The sequence below is a fragment of the Streptomyces sp. WAC04114 genome, assembly GCF_019733245.1.
GTDB lineage: Bacteria > Actinomycetota > Actinomycetes > Streptomycetales > Streptomycetaceae > Streptomyces > Streptomyces massasporeus_A.
Map to the genome: position 1 here is coordinate 12,112 of NZ_JAIGQA010000108.1, position 16,491 is coordinate 28,602.

Annotated in this window: 15 protein-coding genes and 2 pseudogenes; 8 read left to right on the forward strand and 9 right to left on the reverse strand. The window is 71.5% G+C overall.

Annotation, left to right across the window (positions count from 1 at the left end):
- Positions 1 to 56 precede the first annotated feature (56 nt).
- Both K4G64_RS24920 and K4G64_RS24925 read left to right on the forward strand, forming a co-directional pair.
- Positions 57 to 509 carry a YbhB/YbcL family Raf kinase inhibitor-like protein gene (locus K4G64_RS24920; RefSeq protein ID WP_221758234.1) on the forward strand — a complete coding sequence of 151 codons (453 nt, stop codon included), beginning with the start codon at positions 57 to 59 and terminating at the stop codon, positions 507 to 509.
- A gap of 142 nt (positions 510 to 651) precedes the next feature.
- Entirely contained in the window at positions 652 to 1,911 is a 1,260-nt protein-coding gene (locus K4G64_RS24925; RefSeq protein ID WP_221758235.1) for an MFS transporter, read from the forward strand.
- 15 nt (positions 1,912 to 1,926) lie between these two features.
- On the opposite strand, the gene K4G64_RS24930 is transcribed toward K4G64_RS24925, so the two are convergent.
- A complete protein-coding gene (locus K4G64_RS24930; protein ID WP_221758236.1) occupies positions 1,927 to 2,355 on the reverse strand; it encodes a VOC family protein in 429 nt (142 codons plus the stop codon).
- A gap of 319 nt (positions 2,356 to 2,674) precedes the next feature.
- Here K4G64_RS24930 and K4G64_RS24935 point away from each other — a divergent pair, with 319 nt between their 5' ends.
- Complete coding sequence (locus tag K4G64_RS24935) at positions 2,675 to 3,052, forward strand: peptidase M23 (protein ID WP_221758237.1); 378 nt, start codon at positions 2,675 to 2,677, stop codon at positions 3,050 to 3,052.
- Between the two features lie 121 nt (positions 3,053 to 3,173).
- On the opposite strand, the gene K4G64_RS24940 is transcribed toward K4G64_RS24935, so the two are convergent.
- Positions 3,174 to 3,623, reverse strand: a complete 450-nt coding sequence (locus K4G64_RS24940) for a hypothetical protein (protein ID WP_221758238.1) — start codon at positions 3,621 to 3,623, stop codon at positions 3,174 to 3,176.
- 259 nt (positions 3,624 to 3,882) lie between these two features.
- On the opposite strand from K4G64_RS24940, the gene K4G64_RS24945 reads away from it, so the two are divergent.
- Complete coding sequence (locus K4G64_RS24945; protein WP_221758239.1) at positions 3,883 to 5,076, forward strand: hypothetical protein; 1,194 nt, start codon at positions 3,883 to 3,885, stop codon at positions 5,074 to 5,076.
- A gap of 72 nt (positions 5,077 to 5,148) precedes the next feature.
- Here K4G64_RS24945 and K4G64_RS24950 read toward each other — a convergent pair whose 3' ends face one another.
- The 4 genes and pseudogenes from K4G64_RS24950 to K4G64_RS24965 all read right to left on the reverse strand — a co-directional run bounded on the left by K4G64_RS24950 (position 5,149) and on the right by K4G64_RS24965 (position 9,026).
- Entirely contained in the window at positions 5,149 to 6,726 is a 1,578-nt protein-coding gene (locus K4G64_RS24950) for a serine/threonine-protein kinase (protein ID WP_221758240.1), read from the reverse strand.
- On the reverse strand, positions 6,723 to 7,520 hold the full coding sequence (locus K4G64_RS24955) for a serine/threonine protein kinase (RefSeq protein WP_221758241.1): 798 nt from the start codon (positions 7,518 to 7,520) through the stop codon (positions 6,723 to 6,725). The genes K4G64_RS24950 and K4G64_RS24955 overlap by 4 nt, the downstream gene beginning before the upstream one ends.
- 136 nt (positions 7,521 to 7,656) lie before the next feature.
- Positions 7,657 to 7,967: pseudogene (locus tag K4G64_RS24960) on the reverse strand (hypothetical protein); the annotation flags it as partial.
- A 114-nt stretch (positions 7,968 to 8,081) separates the two neighbouring features.
- A complete protein-coding gene (locus K4G64_RS24965) occupies positions 8,082 to 9,026 on the reverse strand; it encodes a hypothetical protein (RefSeq protein WP_221758242.1) in 945 nt (314 codons plus the stop codon).
- Positions 9,027 to 9,374: 348 nt separating this feature from the next.
- On the opposite strand from K4G64_RS24965, the gene K4G64_RS24970 reads away from it, so the two are divergent.
- On the forward strand, positions 9,375 to 9,824 hold the full coding sequence (locus tag K4G64_RS24970) for a spore-associated protein (protein WP_221758243.1): 450 nt from the start codon (positions 9,375 to 9,377) through the stop codon (positions 9,822 to 9,824).
- 117 nt (positions 9,825 to 9,941) lie between these two features.
- Here K4G64_RS24970 and K4G64_RS24975 read toward each other — a convergent pair whose 3' ends face one another.
- The 3 genes from K4G64_RS24975 to K4G64_RS24985 all read right to left on the reverse strand — a co-directional run bounded on the left by K4G64_RS24975 (position 9,942) and on the right by K4G64_RS24985 (position 14,227).
- Positions 9,942 to 10,172 (reverse strand): hypothetical protein, encoded by a 231-nt coding sequence (locus tag K4G64_RS24975; RefSeq protein WP_221758244.1) that lies wholly within the window; start codon positions 10,170 to 10,172, stop codon positions 9,942 to 9,944.
- A 229-nt stretch (positions 10,173 to 10,401) separates the two neighbouring features.
- Positions 10,402 to 12,207, reverse strand: a complete 1,806-nt coding sequence (locus K4G64_RS24980) for a DNA/RNA non-specific endonuclease (protein ID WP_260460932.1) — start codon at positions 12,205 to 12,207, stop codon at positions 10,402 to 10,404.
- Positions 12,208 to 12,838: 631 nt separating this feature from the next.
- Complete coding sequence (locus K4G64_RS24985; RefSeq protein WP_308122483.1) at positions 12,839 to 14,227, reverse strand: glycoside hydrolase family 43 protein; 1,389 nt, start codon at positions 14,225 to 14,227, stop codon at positions 12,839 to 12,841.
- A gap of 239 nt (positions 14,228 to 14,466) precedes the next feature.
- Here K4G64_RS24985 and K4G64_RS24990 point away from each other — a divergent pair, with 239 nt between their 5' ends.
- From K4G64_RS24990 to K4G64_RS25000, 3 genes and pseudogenes are all read left to right on the forward strand, one after another.
- Complete coding sequence (locus tag K4G64_RS24990) at positions 14,467 to 15,918, forward strand: amidase (RefSeq protein WP_221758247.1); 1,452 nt, start codon at positions 14,467 to 14,469, stop codon at positions 15,916 to 15,918.
- A gap of 19 nt (positions 15,919 to 15,937) precedes the next feature.
- Positions 15,938 to 16,222, forward strand: coding sequence for a hypothetical protein (locus K4G64_RS24995; protein ID WP_221758249.1), 285 nt, complete (start codon positions 15,938 to 15,940; stop codon positions 16,220 to 16,222).
- Positions 16,219 to 16,491 (forward strand): annotated as a pseudogene (locus K4G64_RS25000) (type II toxin-antitoxin system PemK/MazF family toxin); the annotation flags it as partial. The gene K4G64_RS24995 and the pseudogene K4G64_RS25000, both read left to right, overlap by 4 nt.

Sequence of the window (16,491 nt, forward strand, 5' to 3'; positions counted from 1 at the left end):
CGTGGAATCGGTCCCGAACCGTGTGCCCCGGCGCCCTCGGGGGTACCCCGGGCCACATGACCGGCATCGAACTCAGCAGCAACGCGTTCAACGACCACTCGTTCATCGCGCGCCGGTACGCCTACGAGGGACCGAACGTCTCTCCGCCGCTGGCCTGGAGCGGCGTACCGGACGACGCGGCCGAACTGGTCCTGCTGTGCGAGGATCCCGACGCCCCGTCGGGCACGTTCGCGCACTGGGTCGTGGTCGGCATCGACCCGCACAGCGAGGGCGTGGAGGCCGGGCAGAGCCCACCGGGCGGCACGGAGCTCGTCAACGGCTACGGGCAGCGCGGCTGGGGCGGCCCCCACCCCCCGCCGGGTGACGACGCCCACCACTACTTCTTCCGGCTCTACGCCCTGTCCGAACCGTGTGTCCTGCCTGACGCGCCGCGTGCGGACCAGGTGCACGCGGAGGTGGAGAAGCGCCGCCTCGCGGACGGGACGCTGGTGGGGCTGTACCAGCGCTGACCTGCCACCCCGCACCTGTCGCACGTCACAACGGTTGGTTGTGCCGCGGGCGGGAACGGTTGTTTGCCCGGCCTGCCCCCTTCTCGCTTGGATGACTCCCGGACAACGCGGGGTTGTCCGGGAGAGCGGGGGTGCGCCGGACGTGGCGGGCAGGCGGTCGCTGGGGCGGCGGTTCGGGTGGCTGTGGGGCGCGTACGCGGTCAGCACGGCCGGCACCTGGCTCGCGTTCGACGCGTTCGCCCTGATCGCGGTCCTGGCGCTGGACGCCGGGCCGACGCAAGTATCGCTGCTCGCGGCGGTGGGACCGGCGGTCGGCGCGGCGGTGTCGGTGCCCCTCGGGCCGTGGGTGGAGATCCGCCGCAAGCGGCCGGTGATGATGACGGCGGACGTGGTGCGGTGTGTGGTGCTGCTGAGCGTCCCCGTGGCGTTCGCGCTCGGCCGGCTGGGCTTCGCCCAGTTGCTGCTGGTGTCGGTGGTCGTCGCGGCGGCCGACATCACTTTCAACGCGGCGGCCGGGGCGTTCCTGAAGGACCTGCTGCCACGGCAGGACCTGCTCGTGGCGAACGGCCGGTTCGAGGCCACGACCTGGACCGCCAGCATGGTCGGTCCGCCGTTGGGCGGGGCCGCGATCGGTCTGTTCGGCCCGGTGACGACGGTCGTGGCCGACGCGGTGAGCTACCTGGTCTCGGCGTTCGGCATCCGGGCGATCGGGGACTCCGAGAAGCGCGTTCCACGACCGGGCCCCGCGGTGACCCGGGCCGGCGACCTGCTGGAGGGCTGGCGCCACATCCTGGCCGACCCGGTCCTGCGCCCGCTGTTCCTCAACTCGCTGCTGGTGAACTCCCTGATCATGGCGGCCTCTCCGCCGCTCCTGATCCTGATGGTGGACGACCTGCACTTCTCACCCTGGCAGTACGCCCTCGCGTTCGCGGTGCCCTGCACCGGCGGGCTGCTCGGCTCCCGGCTGGCCCCACGGCTCGTCGCGCGCCACGGCCGGCAACGGGTCCTGCTCACGACGGGGGCGCTGCGGGCCTGCTGGCCGGTCGGCCTGGCCTTCACCGGTCCCGGGGCACCCGGCCTGGCCTGGGTCATGGTGGTCGAGTTCGGCCTGATCACCTGCTGCGGCGTGTTCAACCCGGTCCTCGCCACACACCGCCTCGACCGCACCCCCACGGACCGGGTCACCCGCACCCTGTCCGCCTGGTCGGCCAGTGGCAAGGCCATCACCGCGGCGGTGACGGCCCTCTGGGGCGTACTGGCCGCCTGGGCGACTCCCCGCACGGCGATCGCGGTGGCCGGCGCCCTGCTCCTGGTCACGCCGTTGCTGCTGCCCCGGCGGGACCACGCCGCGGGGGCCGGCCAGGAACCGGCCCCCGTGGTGGTCGAGTCGGACGGTGGCTGACCCGACCGGGCCGACTCAGACGGCCCCGGGCACGTCCTCCGTGACGCCGTTCAACTCGGAGGCCGGGTCCGTTCCGTACGGGCGGGTGAGGATCTCCAGGCCGTGGCCGGCGGGGTCGAGGAAGTAGACGCCCCGGCCGCCGTCGTTGCGGTTGATGCGGCGGGGGTGGTTGCCGTGCGGGTCGGCCTGGATGGGGATGCGGGCCTCGACGAGACGGGCCAGGGCGTCGTCGAACTCCTCCTCGGAGACGAGGAACGCGTAGTGCTGCATGGGGATGTCGGCGTCGATGGTGAGGAAGTCCAGCGTGACGCCGTTGGCGGTCGTCACGGGCAGGAACACCCCGGTCGGTGTCCCGACCTCGAGTCCCAGGATCTCTGCGAGGAAATGAGCGGACTTCTGCCTGTCCTTGGACAGGACGATGGTGTGGTTGAACTCGACTGACACGGTGGAATGCCTCCACGGGCATCTCGGCGGCGCCTCCATGCCTCACCCGGCCGGTGACCGGCACGCGATGCCGCGCGGTGGATCGTAGACAACGGCCGTGGAGGTGGTCGAGCGGTTTTCGGCCGTATTCGCGGCGGCGGGCCGGGCCGGCTCGTCCCGGCTGTCCCGATCTGATCCTGACAATTGTCAGGACCGTGTGGTTCCGGGTCTCCCTACAGTTCTGAACGTCGGCAAGCAGCCCGTCGCGGGGCGCTGCCGACCCGGAACAGGACCGCTTCCGGCCACACCCATTCTCACCTTCGTCCTTCGGGGGACACACATGAAGCGACTGATCAGCCGTACCGCCATGGGCCTCGCGGTGACCGCGCTCGCCGTCGGTGGCCTCGCCACCACGGCCCAGGCGGCCCCGGACGCCGCGGCGAACAACGGCGACCCGACCCTCACCGACGTCTACATCTGGGCCACCGACGTCAACCTGCGCCAGCAGCCCACCACCGACTCCCCGCGGCTCGCGGTCCGTTCGCAGTGGTGGGGCGACGCGCTGTGCCAGACGCAGGGCCAGACCGTGCACGACCCGGCCGTCGGCACCAACAACTGGTGGACCGCCGTGATGGAGTTCTCGGGCAGCGACATCGCCTGGGTGAACAACCTGTACATCAGGGGCGGCGAGAAGATCGCCGGCGTCCCGGACTGCTGACGCACAGCACCCTCCACATGCCTGTGGCGGGCCACCGGTTCCCCGGTGGCCCGCCACAGGCATGTGCGCGCCGAAGGGGCGGCCGGAGTACCGGCCGCCCCTTTACGGCGAGTTGGGCGGCTCAGTACCAGCCGGTGTTCAGCAGGTCGTGGCCGTCGCACGAGAGCAGGGCGCGCGAGACCCGGCCGTTGAGGTTGTTGCCCATCTTCGTGTAGGCGTAGTCGATGCCGGAGTCGACGGTCTCGGAGACCCAGCCGTCGTTGCGGCCCGTGCCGTTGTCGGAGCGTTGCAGTACGGCCGCGCAGCCGGGCCGGGAGTTCTCGATCCGGGCGAACGAGCCGCACTTGTCGGAGTAGAAGTACTTCAGGGCCATGCCCTCGAAGTACTTGGTGGCTCCGATCTGCCGGAACGTGCCCGAGCAGTACGAGGTGGTGGGGTACTGGCCCTCCTGCCCGTAGAGCCCGTAGTTGCCGCCCGAGAACGGCTGGGCCTGGGCGGTGGTCGGAAGGAGCGCCATCACCGCGGCGGCGCCCCCCGCGGCCAGCAGTGTCGTGAGTGATCGGCGGCTCATGAGCCCTCTTTCGTGTGTCGGCGGGTGATGCGGTCGTGCGCGGCGGCCGGCCCCCGGCCGGCCGCCGCTCGCTGGTCGTGACCGTACGGGCGTCACCGCCCCGCCGACACCTGACACTTATCAGGGTCGAAGCCGCAGGTCGCCCCGCTCGGGCCGGGTCCTGACGTACGTCAGGACCGCCCGTCGCACCCGAACTCCTATCGTGGCGCCGCGGGCGAAGGCCCCGCAGGACCACCCGGGCGATGCAGGAAGGGCAACCATGCGCATGCTCCTGCGCGGCGCGGCCGCACTCGCGGCCGTCGTCACGGTCGCGTCACTCACGAGCGGTGCGGCGGCACACCCCCGGACGGACAGGGCCGCCGAGGCCGTCCAGGCCGCCGCGGCCGCGCAGATCCCGCCCGGTGTCACCGCCGGCGTGGCCGTCTACGACCGCGAAGCCGGCAAGTTCACCGAACAGGTCGACGACAGTGCGCAGTTCCGGTCCGCGTCGGTCGTCAAGCTCCTGCTGACCCTGGACTTCCTGTGGAACCGCGGGCCCGACTACACCATCCCCGCGGCCGACCGAGCCCGGCTGGAGCCGATGCTGCGCGGCAGCGACGACAACGCAGCCGACTACTTCTGGTCGGCGTACGGCGGCTCGGCGATCATCAAACGGACGACCGACCGGACCGAGCTCGGTCTGCGCGACACGGCGCCACCGCCCGCCGACTACCCGGGCTACTGGGGCTACACCGCCGTCTCCGCACGGGACACCGTGGCGATCTACCGGTACATCCTGGAGAAGGCGCCCGCACCCGTGCGTGACTTCATCATGGACAACCTGCGCCGCTCCACCCGCTGCTCCGCCACCGACCACTTCGACCAGCACTTCGGCATCGCCGGGGCGTTCGACAAGCCCTGGGCGGTGAAGCAGGGCTGGTCCGGGAAGTACGCGAAGGGCACGTGCGGCTCTCAGACCGCGTCCTCGGGAGCACAGGCGGGAGCACTGACGGAGCCGGCCGCCCCGGCTCCCCGGACCGCCGCGGCCGTGGACCTCACCCGTCCCGCGCTGCACACCACCGGCACGGTGGGCGCGGACGACCGCTCGATCGTGGCCGTGCTGACGCTGCACCCGGTCGGAACGTCGTACGGCAAGGCGTACACCGACATCGGCCGGCTGACCCGCTCGCTGAACGTGCCGGGGGCGAAGCGGCCCGCCGGAACCTGGTTCGGCACCTGGGGCGAGTTCGTGAACGTCCGCAGGGGGCCGGCCACGGTCGGTGACCGGATGACGCAACTGCCCGCCGGGGTCGAGGTGCTGGTGGGCTGCCAGGTCCGGGGCGAGGTGGTCAGTGTGCCGCCCTACACCAACGAGTGGTGGGCCTATCTGCCCCAGTACGGCGGCTACGTCTCCAACATCTACATCAGCTCGCCGGACAACCGGCTGCCGAACGTCCCGGAGTGTGCCGCGTAGCGGCCATGCCGGGAACGGGGGACGAGCGGTGGGCAGGGCTGCGGCCCCGCCCACCGCTCACGGTCGTACAGGTCAGCGCTGGTACTCGGCGAGGTAGCGCATCACCTTGTCCACGTGCGGCTTCACCCGCTCCGGTACGCCGCGTTCCTCGATGACCGTGCGGTCGCTGGTGCGGTAGCCGGCCACGACGAGCGCGGGCAGGTCCTTCTTCGGCAGCCCGGCCTGTTTGAAGCGCTGGTCCAGCCAGCACACGTACAGACTCATGGTGGAGATCGCGTCCGGCGGCGACATGTGGTCCTTGTCGCCGTCACCGTCCCCGTCCACCGCCCAGGCCCGGAACACCGACGGCGTCCACATGGCGATGCCGTACTCCTCGTTCTGCGGACGGGAGGCCTTCGGGTCGAAGTCGCTCTCCGCTTTGATCATCGCGGCGAGCAGGGCGGGCGTGATCTCCTCGTCGGTGCAGCGGTGGGCCGCGCGGGCGATGACGGGGCGCAGCGCCTCGGGCACGTCGGAGTCCTCGGGGATCTCGCCGGCCGGCGGGTTGGGCGTGCCGGTGACGGTGGGGGTGGCGCGATCGCGTTCGTCGTCCTGGGCGCCGCCGCCTCCCCCGAGGAGGGCCGCCCCGGCGACCGCGCCGGCGGTCAGGACGACGATCCCGGCCGCGACGGCGGGCACCAAGCGTCTTCGGCGGCGGGGCGGGCCGGCGGTGGCGGCGTCGACCCGGGCGGCGACGCCTTCGGCCGTGTGCGGGAGCCGGGCGGCGTGGTCCGGGGCCAGGCAGTCGGCGATCAGCCGCCGCATGTCCTCGTCCAGGCCCGCGTCGAGCCGCAGGGGCGCGGTGCCGCGGGCGTAGGTCTGGGCGGCGAGCGAGCGGGCCCGGGCCGTCGCGCCCGGGAAGGGATGGAGCCCGCCGGTGAGGACCTGGTGGGTGAGGACGCCGAAGGCCCAGATGTCGGCGGTGGGCCGGACGACGGCGCCATCGGTGCCGGTGCGCTGGGACCACCACTCGGGCGGCAGGTGGTCGAGGGTGCCGAGCGGCGGCAAGTGGGCGTGGGTGCCGTCGAGTTCTGTTGCCAGGCCGAAGTCCGCCAGCCATACCTGACCGCCCGGGCCGAGCAGGACGTTGGCGGGTTTGAGGTCGCCGTGCACCCACCCGGCGTCGTGCATGTGGGCGAGTCCGGCGGCGACCCCGCGCAGCACACGGTCGGCGTCGGCGATCGGCCCGCCCGTGCCGGCGGCGTCCAGTACGTCCTTCAGGCTGGCCTCGGCCCGGTCCATGACCAGCGCGATCGCGCCGTCCAGGGCGGGCAGTTGCGGTGCCTCGACGGTGCACACGGCGTGGGTGCGGACGAGGTGGGGGTGGTCGGCCTCCGCGCTGAACCGGACTTCGCGCGCCACGAGTTCACCGAGTGCGGCGCGCTGCCCGGGCCCGAGGGAGCCGGTCGGGAGCACCTTCACCGCGACGGGCGTGCCGTCGGCGACCGCACGGGCCTCGTAGACGGTTCCCCAACCGCCGGAGCCGATGACCGCGCCGACTTCCCAGCCCTCGATGCGGAAGCCCTCCGGGAGGCCGGGTGGGCGGGGCGCCTCCAGCTCGTCGTCCCGCTTGTCGTCCCGCCTGTCGTCCCGCTCCTCGGGCGTCGTCATGCGCCGGCCTCCTGCGGGTCGGTGAGGCGTGTGGCGCCGCGGGGCGGCAGCAGGCCGAGGTGTTCCTCGCGAACCAGGCCGAAGCGCAGGGCGACGGAGGCGAGCCGGGTGCGCTTGGCGCCGGTGCGGCCGCCGTCGGTCGCGGTCGTGGCCTCCTCGCCGAGGTCCAGGCGCAATTTGGCGAAGGCGAGGTAGTCGATGTGGTAGTTGACCGCGGAGCGCGTCAGGTCCCGGCAGGACTCCAGCGGCCGCAGCCGCTCCACGATCTGCCCGACGCCGGGCAGCGCCGAGTCGGAGGGGTCGCGCAGCCGTGGTTCGCACAGGGCCACCAGGACGAGGAAGTACTTCGACGTGGGGTCCAGGGCGAAGGGGTGGACGGTCTGTTCGCCGCCGCCCGGCACGGACTGCTCGCCGAGATAGGCGTGCTGGGGTGCGAACACCTTGAACGTGGCGGTGCCCGACAGGGCGGGCAGCACCACGCGGGAGAACTCGAAGGGCACGGGCGCCCCGAGCCGCCCGGGCGCGACGGTGAGGTACTCCCCGGCCCCCTCCAGGTTCTCCACCACGTACGACACGCTGCGGCTGAAGTTGGACAGCCGCCAATAGTCCCCCGCGGCCTCCAGTTGCCCGGCCCTGCGGGAGATCCCCGGGTCGGCCAGGACGATGCGGACCCCCGCCCCGCCGCGGCCGAAGTCCGCGATGTCCCCCGGCCCCAGGTGGATCAGTTCGGGACTGCCCGTCTCCTCCACGCCCCACTGGGCGGTACCGGGCAACTGCACGATGATCGTTTCCAACGCGGACTCCCCCGCTGATGTCGCCCCCGATTTGGTCGCGAGGATTGTACGGTCGGCTTCCGTGTGCCGCGTCGTCGGCGGGGCCGCCTCAGCGTGCGGTTTTCCGGACGCCGCGCGACGAACACGAACTCCCGGCCCACCGGAACGTCACCAGCGGTCCGCTCACGTCGAGCAGGTCGACCCAGGACTCGACGGCGCCGACACCGGCAATCTCTGTCACGCCGTACGCGGCCTCGCGGTTCCACTCCTCCACTCCTCCCAGGCGCGACGGGCCGGTGTTCCGGCCGGCAGCAGCGCGAACACCCCTGTCCCGCAGCCGATGTCGAGGACTTGCCGCGCCCCGGCGTCCTCCGCCGTGCGCAGGTACGGGTCGAGGTCGCGACGGTCGGGGTCGAGTTGGTCGTACACCGCGGCGAGCCGCGGATGCCGGAAGCATGCGTCAGCCATGGGCCGACGGTACGAGGGGCGACGGCACGCGGCCACCGGTTTGCGGTGGCCGCGTGGGCGGTTGCGTGGGCGGTCGGGTCGGTGGCCGCGTTCGCCCGGTCGTGGGAGGTGCCGTCAGCCGAGGCAGATGACGAGCAGACAGAGTTCCTTCGGCTTGGAGTCGGCGGGGGACGTCTCGGGCGGGGTGGTCGCCGCGGGCGCGGGTGTCGAGGGGGAGTCCGGCTGCTGTGCGTCGGAGCCGGACCCGGCGGCCGGCGTTGTCGTCGGCTCGGTGACCTTCGACGCGGATGAACCGGCGGTGCCGGTGGCCGTGTCGCCGGTGTCGGTGACGGTCTTGCGGGGCGCGGTCGTCAGCGGCAGCTCGCGGGGCGCGACGACCGCGTCCGTGGGGGTGTCCGCCGGCGTCGTGCGGGGGTCGGCCGCCCGGGTCCGCTCGTGGCGCGAGGCGCGGTCGGCGTGCGACGGACTCGTGGGGGTGGCCGCGGAGCGCGGGGTGTCGTTCCGCCTCGACGTCGGCTCGGCGTACGCCGGCGCCTCTCCCGCGGCGCCGCCCATGGTGGTGTCCTCCGGCGTCGCGGCCGCCTGCACGCCGGGCTTAGCGTTGCCGTTCATCGCGGCGACGGTCAGACCGCCTCCCACGAGCGCGACCGCCGTCGCCACCACGGCCCGGCGCTGGTTCTTCTTCCAGCGGGCCATCTGGCGGCGCCGGGCGGCCCGACCCTGCGGCCGGGCTTCGAAGCCCTCGGCAGTGTCGGTGTCAGAGGCGTCGAAGCCCTCGGCCGTGCCGGTGTCCGGGACGTCGTACGCGTCGGACGAGCCGGAGCCAGGACCCACCGGCGTGCGCGCCGGGGTCTCGTCCCACACCGTCCCGTGGTGCCAGGCGCCTGTGGGGGCCGGGGCCTCCCAGGCGGCCGGTCCGCCGGGGGCAACGGCGGGCGCGGGGGCCGGACCGCCACGACGGGCGATGGTGGACGGGTCGATGTCCGGGGCGTAGGCGCCGCACCCCGGGCAGACCAAGGCGCCGTTGAGGTGCCGACGGCACGAGGAGCAGTAGTCCATGTGTGGCTTTCCCGATCTGGCTGTTCCGGCGGCTCGCCGGCCGCGCCTGGTCACGTTCGCACGTGGGATCGAGCCGTAACGCTAACGAGACTTTGAAAGGACGGTGTGCAGCCCGTGTGACACCCCTGCACAGATCCTCTGGATCTCGCGTGTGCCATGAGTGACCCATGAGTAAAGGGGCCGGAGCCTGGGAACGCTCGGGCCCCCGCGGCCACCGCGCACCGGCACCCGGGCCCGCACGACCCTCAACTCCCCTGATTTTCCCGCGAACTGACGCACAACCCTTTGGATGACCCGCGGGTCACACCATGCAGGAGCAACCACCTCGAAGAGTTGCAAGGGGGAAATATGCGATTCACGCGTTCCGTCCTGGCCGCGTCCGCCGTGGCGGCACTGTCCGTGGGGACCCTGACCGCCCTGGCGTCGCCGGCGTCGGCCGCGCCCAACACCACCCCGCAGAAGGTCTGCGGCAGTGCCTACAAGACGGTCAACTCGGCGAAGATCGGCTCGTTGGGGACCGTCTACCTGACCTACAACGCCTCCAACGGCCAGAACTGCGTCACGACCATCCGCAACAACCCGGGCAAGGCCGTGAACATGTCCGCCTGGATCTCCGTCCCGGACACCGAGGAGAGCCACTACGACGAGGGCCTGTTCACGTCGTACGCCGGACCGACGTACGTCTACGGCAAGGGCCACTGCGTGGACTGGGGCGGCGGCATCGCCAACACCTACGTGCAGGTGTACGGCTCCAACTGCGGCTCCCTGAAGGAGCACCGGGTCACCTTCACCCGCTGACCCCCCTCCGGCCGGGCCCCACGGGCGACCGTGGCGGCCCGGCCTCTCCGTTCCGGTCCTGCACCCGTGCCGTCACCGGCGGGAAGATCAGGACTTCCCCCCGGCCCTTCTCAGGAGCTACGGCAGATCTCTGGTCGTGCTCGCGACGAGGCGGCCGACCTCGAATCCCTCCAGGTGGGCGGTGTGTGCCGAGGCGGCGCCAGGGACCAGCAGGTCGGCCTGACCGCCGATGAGGTCGACGGAGGCGCGAGGACGCTGGTCGAGGTAGACGTCGACGCGATCCACGTTCTCCGCCATGAGCTTCAGATGGAGCGCGCCGTCGTCGGCGGCGGCGTCAGTGATCGTCACGGCGTGCGGAGTCAGGCCCCGCAGGAGCCGGCCCGCCCGGTCCAGGAGATCGAGGACAACTGACCAGCGCCGTGCCGGAAAGCGGGCAGGGAAGCCGCACCGAGCAGGTGGTCACGTACCGGTTCCGCCGCGTTCTGGAGAAAGGCGGGGGCGTTCTCATGAACCGGTGGGGTCATGGTGGTGCACCAGTCCTTCGTGACGTACGAATCTGGTGTGGACGCGGGTGGGTTCAGCCCCACTGGATGTCGGCCGTGGTCTCCAGCGGCGGGCGGTCCGCCACAGACTCGGGCACATGCAGGGTGTCACCCTTGTGGAGGGAGGCGGGGAAGCGCACCCGAGTGCGGTCCTCGACCTCGCCGAGGGTGACCTGGAAGACCCGGAACTCGTCCAGTTCCAGCGCTTCGAGCTGGTCCAGGTTCTGCGTGAGCAGAAACGCTCTGGCCTTCAATTCGCCGTTCTCGGTGAATGCGATGACCTTGTAGAACGCCCGGGGTACGCGCACGCCCCGGTAGACCCGGTCGTCGTCCCGGAAGACCGGCCCGCCGAAGACGCTGATTCTCAGGTCGTCGACTTCGACATCGGCGAAGACGGCGTCCTCCAGCGCGCCCCACACCCCGTTCTTGGAACTCTGGTTGAAGTCGTCCATCTGCGGGGTGATGTTGGTGTAGAAGAACGAGTCGGTGTTGGCCTTCTGCGCCTCCGGCAGGCTTCCCCACAGCAGGTCCGCACGGCGGGCGATGTGCCCCCGGTCGAGCCGGTTGGCCTGGTACAGCTCGTTGCCGACCTGCGCCGTGCCGGGCAGCCGCTGGTCCTTGACGAAGGGGATGCCGCTCCGGCTGAGCTTCTTCAGCGAGCCGCCGTCGACGTTCCAGGCCACCCAGAACGGGAAGCGCCGCTTCTTGCTCAGGGTGAGGGAGAAGTGCGTGTACGGGATGACCGGCGAGCCGTCCAGGAGGGCGGCGTCCCGCGCGAGGTCGGTGTCCAGTTCCGGGGCCTCGACCCGCTCGCCGAGGAATTCGGGGTCGTATCCGGCGATGATCTCCAGCTGCTCCGGCGCCGGCTGGCTGAGGGAGATGTCGAGCTTCTCGAACACCGATGTCGACAGGCAGGCGAGGGCGTGCTCGTCCGGGTCACCGGTACCCTCGCCGGCGAAGTGCAGCCCGGCGAGCACCGAGCTCACCCGGTCGTCGCCCTCCTTGAAGAGCCACACCGCGCCGGAGTCACCGCCGCTGCTGACCTCACCGTCCGCCGACGGATGGTCGGGGTCCGGGCCGATCTCGAAGCACCCGATGGTCCGCTGGCCCGTTCCTCCGCCGTAGTTGATCTTCACTATGGTGTCGACACGGCGGACGATGCCGTGGGTGACCCCGGTGGAACGGCCGCTCTTGACCACCTTGTCGTCGAGCTCGGGCTCGCCCAAGGTGCGGGGGGCGACGTCCAGTTCGAGGACCTCCGGGAGGGAGGCGCGGTCCTCGACGGTCGCCACCGCGCAGTCCCCGGCCACACCCAGGTGGGAGCGCTTGAGCACGCCCAGCCGGTTGCGGTCGATGCGATTGTCGTCCCGTGTGCCGGGCTGCACGACCTCGGCACCCAGCTCGCCGAACGGCCCGTGCAGCACATGCCAGTTGCTGAGCACGTACGGTGTGCCGTCGGCCCGGTCGAACACGATGCAGCCGATGGTGCCGGCCGTCACCGTCACCGCTCCGACGCTGGCCCCGGGCCGGATGGGATCCAGCCGGCTCTTGCGCACCGGGCTCTCGACCTCGGCGACCATGCGGAAGCTGGGCTTGTAAGTGCGCTCGATGACATCGGTGGGCACCTCGTGGCCATCGACGGTGATGGTGGCCGGGATGAGCTCAGTGCCCAGGGACTCCAGCACCTCCGGCTCGGCCTTGGTCGCCACGGTGAACTGCAACGCGACTTCGCCGCCCGGCTGATCGCCGGTGACCTTGCGGCCGACGCCCACCGAGGTGATGTTCGGATCCTCCAGCAGGTGCGGGCCCCGGACGCGGATGTACTGCCGCAGCGACGACATGAGGTCATCGTCGGAGGGTGAGCCATTCTTCGCCGAAGCCGTCTTCGACGCGGGCTTCGGTCGCGGGGTCCTGGAGGCGGTCTTCTTCGTGTTCGTGGTTCGGCTGGCCATGCGGACACACATCCCTTCGTGGGCGAGACGACGCAGGAGGGCCGCGGGGCCTCGGCGGGCTCGGCGTGCTTCGGCGCCGCCCGCGGTAACCGTCCGTGGCGGCGGCGCTCACCAGCTCTGCCTTTCCCGGGTGGGGCGTTCGGTCGCAGCGCCGGTGGTCAGACGAAGAGCGGCACGCCCATTGCGAGGGCCTGGCCGGCCGCGGCTGTCTTGATGACCGCAGTCCATCGCCATCCGTGGCCGGTGCGGTCCCGAGCGTGACCACCTGCGGAAAGTGCCCCATCAAATTCGTCAAATTCGAACTCCTGCGGCGCCTGAATCACCTGGACCCTTTATGTGAATTGGACGGCCGCTCATTTCCATGATGGTCGAGCGGCGCGCCGAGGCAAGTTGACATTGGACTTCCAGTGAAGCGTCAAATGTTGAATTCAGGCGCATGCTGGATGTGCAATATGCTTGCATTTCGCCGATTACGGTGGGACACGCCTCTCATAATTGGGAGAATCCGGGCGGGTGCACGTCAGGCCCAGGCCGTCACCGGCACGAACGAGCTGTCCTGGCGGAACAGATCCGTCCCGTCGGAGCGCTCCACTCGGAGCTGGTAGGCGTAGTGGCGCAGGTAGTGCCCCGGATAGTTGTACGACTCGAAGCGGACGGAGTCCGAGGACGTTCCGGCGCGGAGGAAGAACGTGGCGTCCTTCGCGAAGGCGCTCGTGCCGTTCTCGGCGTCGAAGCGGGCACGGAAGTCCCAGTGGCGCAGGTAGTTGCCGGCCGCGTCCCGGAAGGAGTAGCCGCTGCCGTCGGCGAGGCCGGCGACGACCGTGAAAGTGGCGGCCCGCTTCTCGGCGGTGGTGCTGGAGGTGCCGACCACGGGCAGGTTGAGCAGCGAGGACTGCTGCTGCCAGTGGCGGGTGGTGTAGTTGGCCGAGCGGAAGGAGCGCGTGATGTTCCGGGCCAGGCTCGGCCCGCCCGTGACCGTCTCCTTGACCACCGTGAAGTGCCGGGCCGTGCCGGAGATCGCGGGCAGTGCGGCCGGTGCCGTCCAGGTGGCGAAGGTGTCGTGGCTGTCGCTGTAGTAGTAGTTTCCGTCGCCGTAGCCGTCGAAGAATATCCGCCAGCCGCCGTTGTCGAGTGGTACGAGCGCCGGGCCCTCGCGGTAGCTGCCCCAGCCCGCCCAGTCACCCGTCCGGCGGATCGTGTAGGGGCCCGCGAGGTTCGCGGCGGTGGCGTACTCGATGTACTTCGTCGTCTCGTTCTTCGGGAAGGCGTGGTACGTCGAGCCGATCCTCACGATGTACGTGTCGATGTGGTTGGCGCCGATGCCCGACAGGGCGACCGGTGAACTCCATGCCGTGAGGGCCGAGTTCGTGGCCCTCAGCAGGTACGGCGTGAAGATCCACTCGTGGTCCGTGGTGGAGCAGGACACGACGATGTTCACGCTGCCGTCGCTGTCGACGAACCACTCGGGCGCCCAGGCGCGGGACAGGCCCGCGACCGGCACGGTGTAGTCGTACAGGAACGTCCAGTTCACACGGTCGGAGCTGCGGGCGAAGCCGATGGTCGTGCTGGGGTCCTGCCAGGTGTGCGTGGTGTAGGTGACGTAGTAGTGGCCGTCGGTGTGTCTGATGACGCTCGCGTCGCGGATCCGGTTCGCCGGCGGTGTGTACGCGGAGGAGCGCAGCAGGCTGAAGTCGGTGGCGTCGTCCGACTGGTAGACGTTTACCGTGCCGTCGTCGCTGTTGAGGAAGGGCACGATGGTGTAGCGGGTGGCCGAGCCGTTCGGGGGTGCGGCGGCCAGTGCGCTGCCGAGCAGCCCGGGGGCTTCCCCGAGCAGGACCGCCGAGGCGGGCACGGCGGCCAGGGCACGCAGCAGGGTGCGGCGGGACGGGGCGGCGGGGTGTGGGGTCACGGCGGCTCTCCCTGGGGGACCAGGATTCGACATACCGAACAAGGTTCGGTTACTCGATCGGGAGGTGGGGCTCGAAAGGTAAGGGCGGGGCAGAGGTGCGTCAATGGTTTGAGCAGGTGCCGATGAGCCCGGTGAGGAGGATGCGGCCGATGGTGAACTTCCACTCCTGTCGATGCCATTCCGCCACCGGCCACCGGACGTTACCGTTCGGTAGAGAAGCCGCTTCCGGAGGTGCCCGTATGACGCTCGACCGTTCCGAGGGCCTGGCGGAGACCGCCCGTGCGCTGGCCGCGGGGGAGGTGACGTCGCGGGCGCTGGTGGAGCGGACGCTGGCGCGGATCGAGGCGACGCAGGGCAGCCTCAACGCTTTCCGGATCGTCCGGGCCGAGGCCGCGCTCGCCGAGGCCGATGCCGCGGACCGGGAACTGGCGGCGGCCTCCGGCCGGGACCTGACCTCCGGGCGCGCACACAAGCCGCTGCTCGGCGTCCCCGTCGCGGTGAAGGACGACATGGACGTCGCCGGTGAACCGACCGCGTTCGGCTGCTGCGGGGAGTTCCCGCCCGTCGCCGAGGACGGCGAGGCGGTGCGGCGGCTGCGCGCGGCCGGGGCCGTGATCATCGGCAAGACGAACACCTGCGAGTTCGGGCAGTGGCCCTTCACCGAGGGCCCGGCCTTCGGCGCCACTCGCAACCCGTGGAGCACGGAGCACACGCCCGGCGGTTCCTCGGGAGGGTCGGCCGCCGCGGTCGCCGCCGGTCTGGTGCCCGCCGCACTCGGCTCGGACGGTGCCGGTTCGGTGCGGATCCCGGCCGCCTGGACACATCTGGTGGGCATCAAACCGCAGCGCGGCCGTATCTCGACCTGGCCGCGCGGCGAGTCCTTCCAGGGCATCACCGTCAACGGCACCCTGGCCCGCACGGTCGCCGACGCGGCCCTGCTGCTGGACGCGGCGAGCGGCAACCACGCACAGGACCCGCACCAGCCCCCGCACCTCGACGTGTCCGGGGCCGTCGGCCGCGACCCCGGGCGGCTGCGCATCGCGCTCTCCCTCAAGCCGCCGTTCACGGCGGTGCCCGCCCGGCTCCTGCCCGAGGTGCGAACCCGGGTCGTCGAACTGGCCGAGCGGCTCACCTCGTTGGGCCACTTCGTGGAGGAGGCGGACCCGCCGTACGGGCAGATCGGGCTGACCTTCGTGCCGCGCGCCACGGCCGGGATCGCCGAGCGTGTGGGCGAGGCGCCCTTCCCGGCGCTGCTCGACCGGCGCACCCGGGACGCGGCCCGGCTGGGCCGGCTGCTCGGCGGTGCCCCGCTGCGGGCCGCCCGGCGCGCGGAAGCCGTGCTGCACCGGCGCATCGGCGGGTTCTTCACCTCCTACGACGTCGTCCTCGCGCCGACGACCGCCGCTCCCCCGCCGCGCATCGGCGCCCTGCTCGAACTCAGCGGATTCGCCACCGACCGGGCGATGATCGCGGCCTGCCCGTACGCCTGGCCGTGGAATGTGCTGGGCTGGCCCGGCGTCAACGTGCCCGCCGGTTTCACACCGGACGGACTGCCGGTCGGTGCGCAGTTGCTGGGCCCGGCGAACAGCGAGCCGCTTCTCGTGCAGGTGGCCGCGCAGTTGGAGGCGGAGCTGCGCTGGGACGGGAAGTGGCCGTCGCCGCCGGTCACGGCGCGTTCCGCCGTCGCCTGAGCGACCGTGGGCTGTCCTCATGGCGGACGCGTCGGTGGTCGGGCTCGTGGGGCGGGTGACCGGAACGCTCGGGCCCGGGCTGGTCGGCGAGATGATCGTCCGAGTGCGGGGTGGCGCCGAGCACTTTCTGACCATGGGCGGCACAGGGCTGGGCCTCGCCCGCCAGTTGCTCGCGTCGATGGACCGGGGCGGGCAGGCGCCGCAGGGTTCCGCGTCCCTCAACGGGCATGCCCGGAAGGTGCGGTGGACGACAAGTGACCCGGGCGGCGTGCTCACGGGAGCAGCCTCTAAGGTGCCCCCGTGAGCACGTTTGCCGACGAGAACGTCCCCGGCCGTCACGGCCCTTCCGCCACCGTCCAGGCCGACCCGCGCGAGGTGGGCCGGGTGCGGACGGAGTACTCCCCCGCGCACGACGGCGACCCGGACCCCGGGGAGATCGTCTGGACGTGGGTGCCCTACGAGGAGAACGACGGCCGCGGCAAGGACCGCCCGGTGCTGGTGGTCGCGCGCGAGCCGGGCGGGACGTTCCTCGCCGTGCGGTTGTCCAGCAAGCGGCACACCGCCGGGCGGTCC

Excerpts from the sequence above, each read along its gene's own strand:
- K4G64_RS24920 (WP_221758234.1), top strand. The coding sequence starts at position 57 with ATGACCGGCATCGAACTCAGCAGCAACGCGTTCAACGACCACTCGTTC.
- K4G64_RS24935 (WP_221758237.1), top strand. The coding sequence starts at position 2,675 with ATGAAGCGACTGATCAGCCGTACCGCCATGGGCCTCGCGGTGACCGCG.
- K4G64_RS24940 (WP_221758238.1), bottom strand. The coding sequence starts at position 3,623 with ATGAGCCGCCGATCACTCACGACACTGCTGGCCGCGGGGGGCGCCGCC.
- K4G64_RS24945 (WP_221758239.1), top strand. The coding sequence starts at position 3,883 with ATGCGCATGCTCCTGCGCGGCGCGGCCGCACTCGCGGCCGTCGTCACG.
- K4G64_RS24950 (WP_221758240.1), bottom strand. The coding sequence starts at position 6,726 with ATGACGACGCCCGAGGAGCGGGACGACAGGCGGGACGACAAGCGGGAC.
- K4G64_RS24965 (WP_221758242.1), bottom strand. The coding sequence starts at position 9,026 with ATGGACTACTGCTCCTCGTGCCGTCGGCACCTCAACGGCGCCTTGGTC.
- K4G64_RS24970 (WP_221758243.1), top strand. The coding sequence starts at position 9,375 with ATGCGATTCACGCGTTCCGTCCTGGCCGCGTCCGCCGTGGCGGCACTG.
- K4G64_RS24980 (WP_260460932.1), bottom strand. The coding sequence starts at position 12,207 with ATGTCGTCGCTGCGGCAGTACATCCGCGTCCGGGGCCCGCACCTGCTG.
- K4G64_RS24990 (WP_221758247.1), top strand. The coding sequence starts at position 14,467 with ATGACGCTCGACCGTTCCGAGGGCCTGGCGGAGACCGCCCGTGCGCTG.
- K4G64_RS24995 (WP_221758249.1), top strand. The coding sequence starts at position 15,938 with ATGGCGGACGCGTCGGTGGTCGGGCTCGTGGGGCGGGTGACCGGAACG.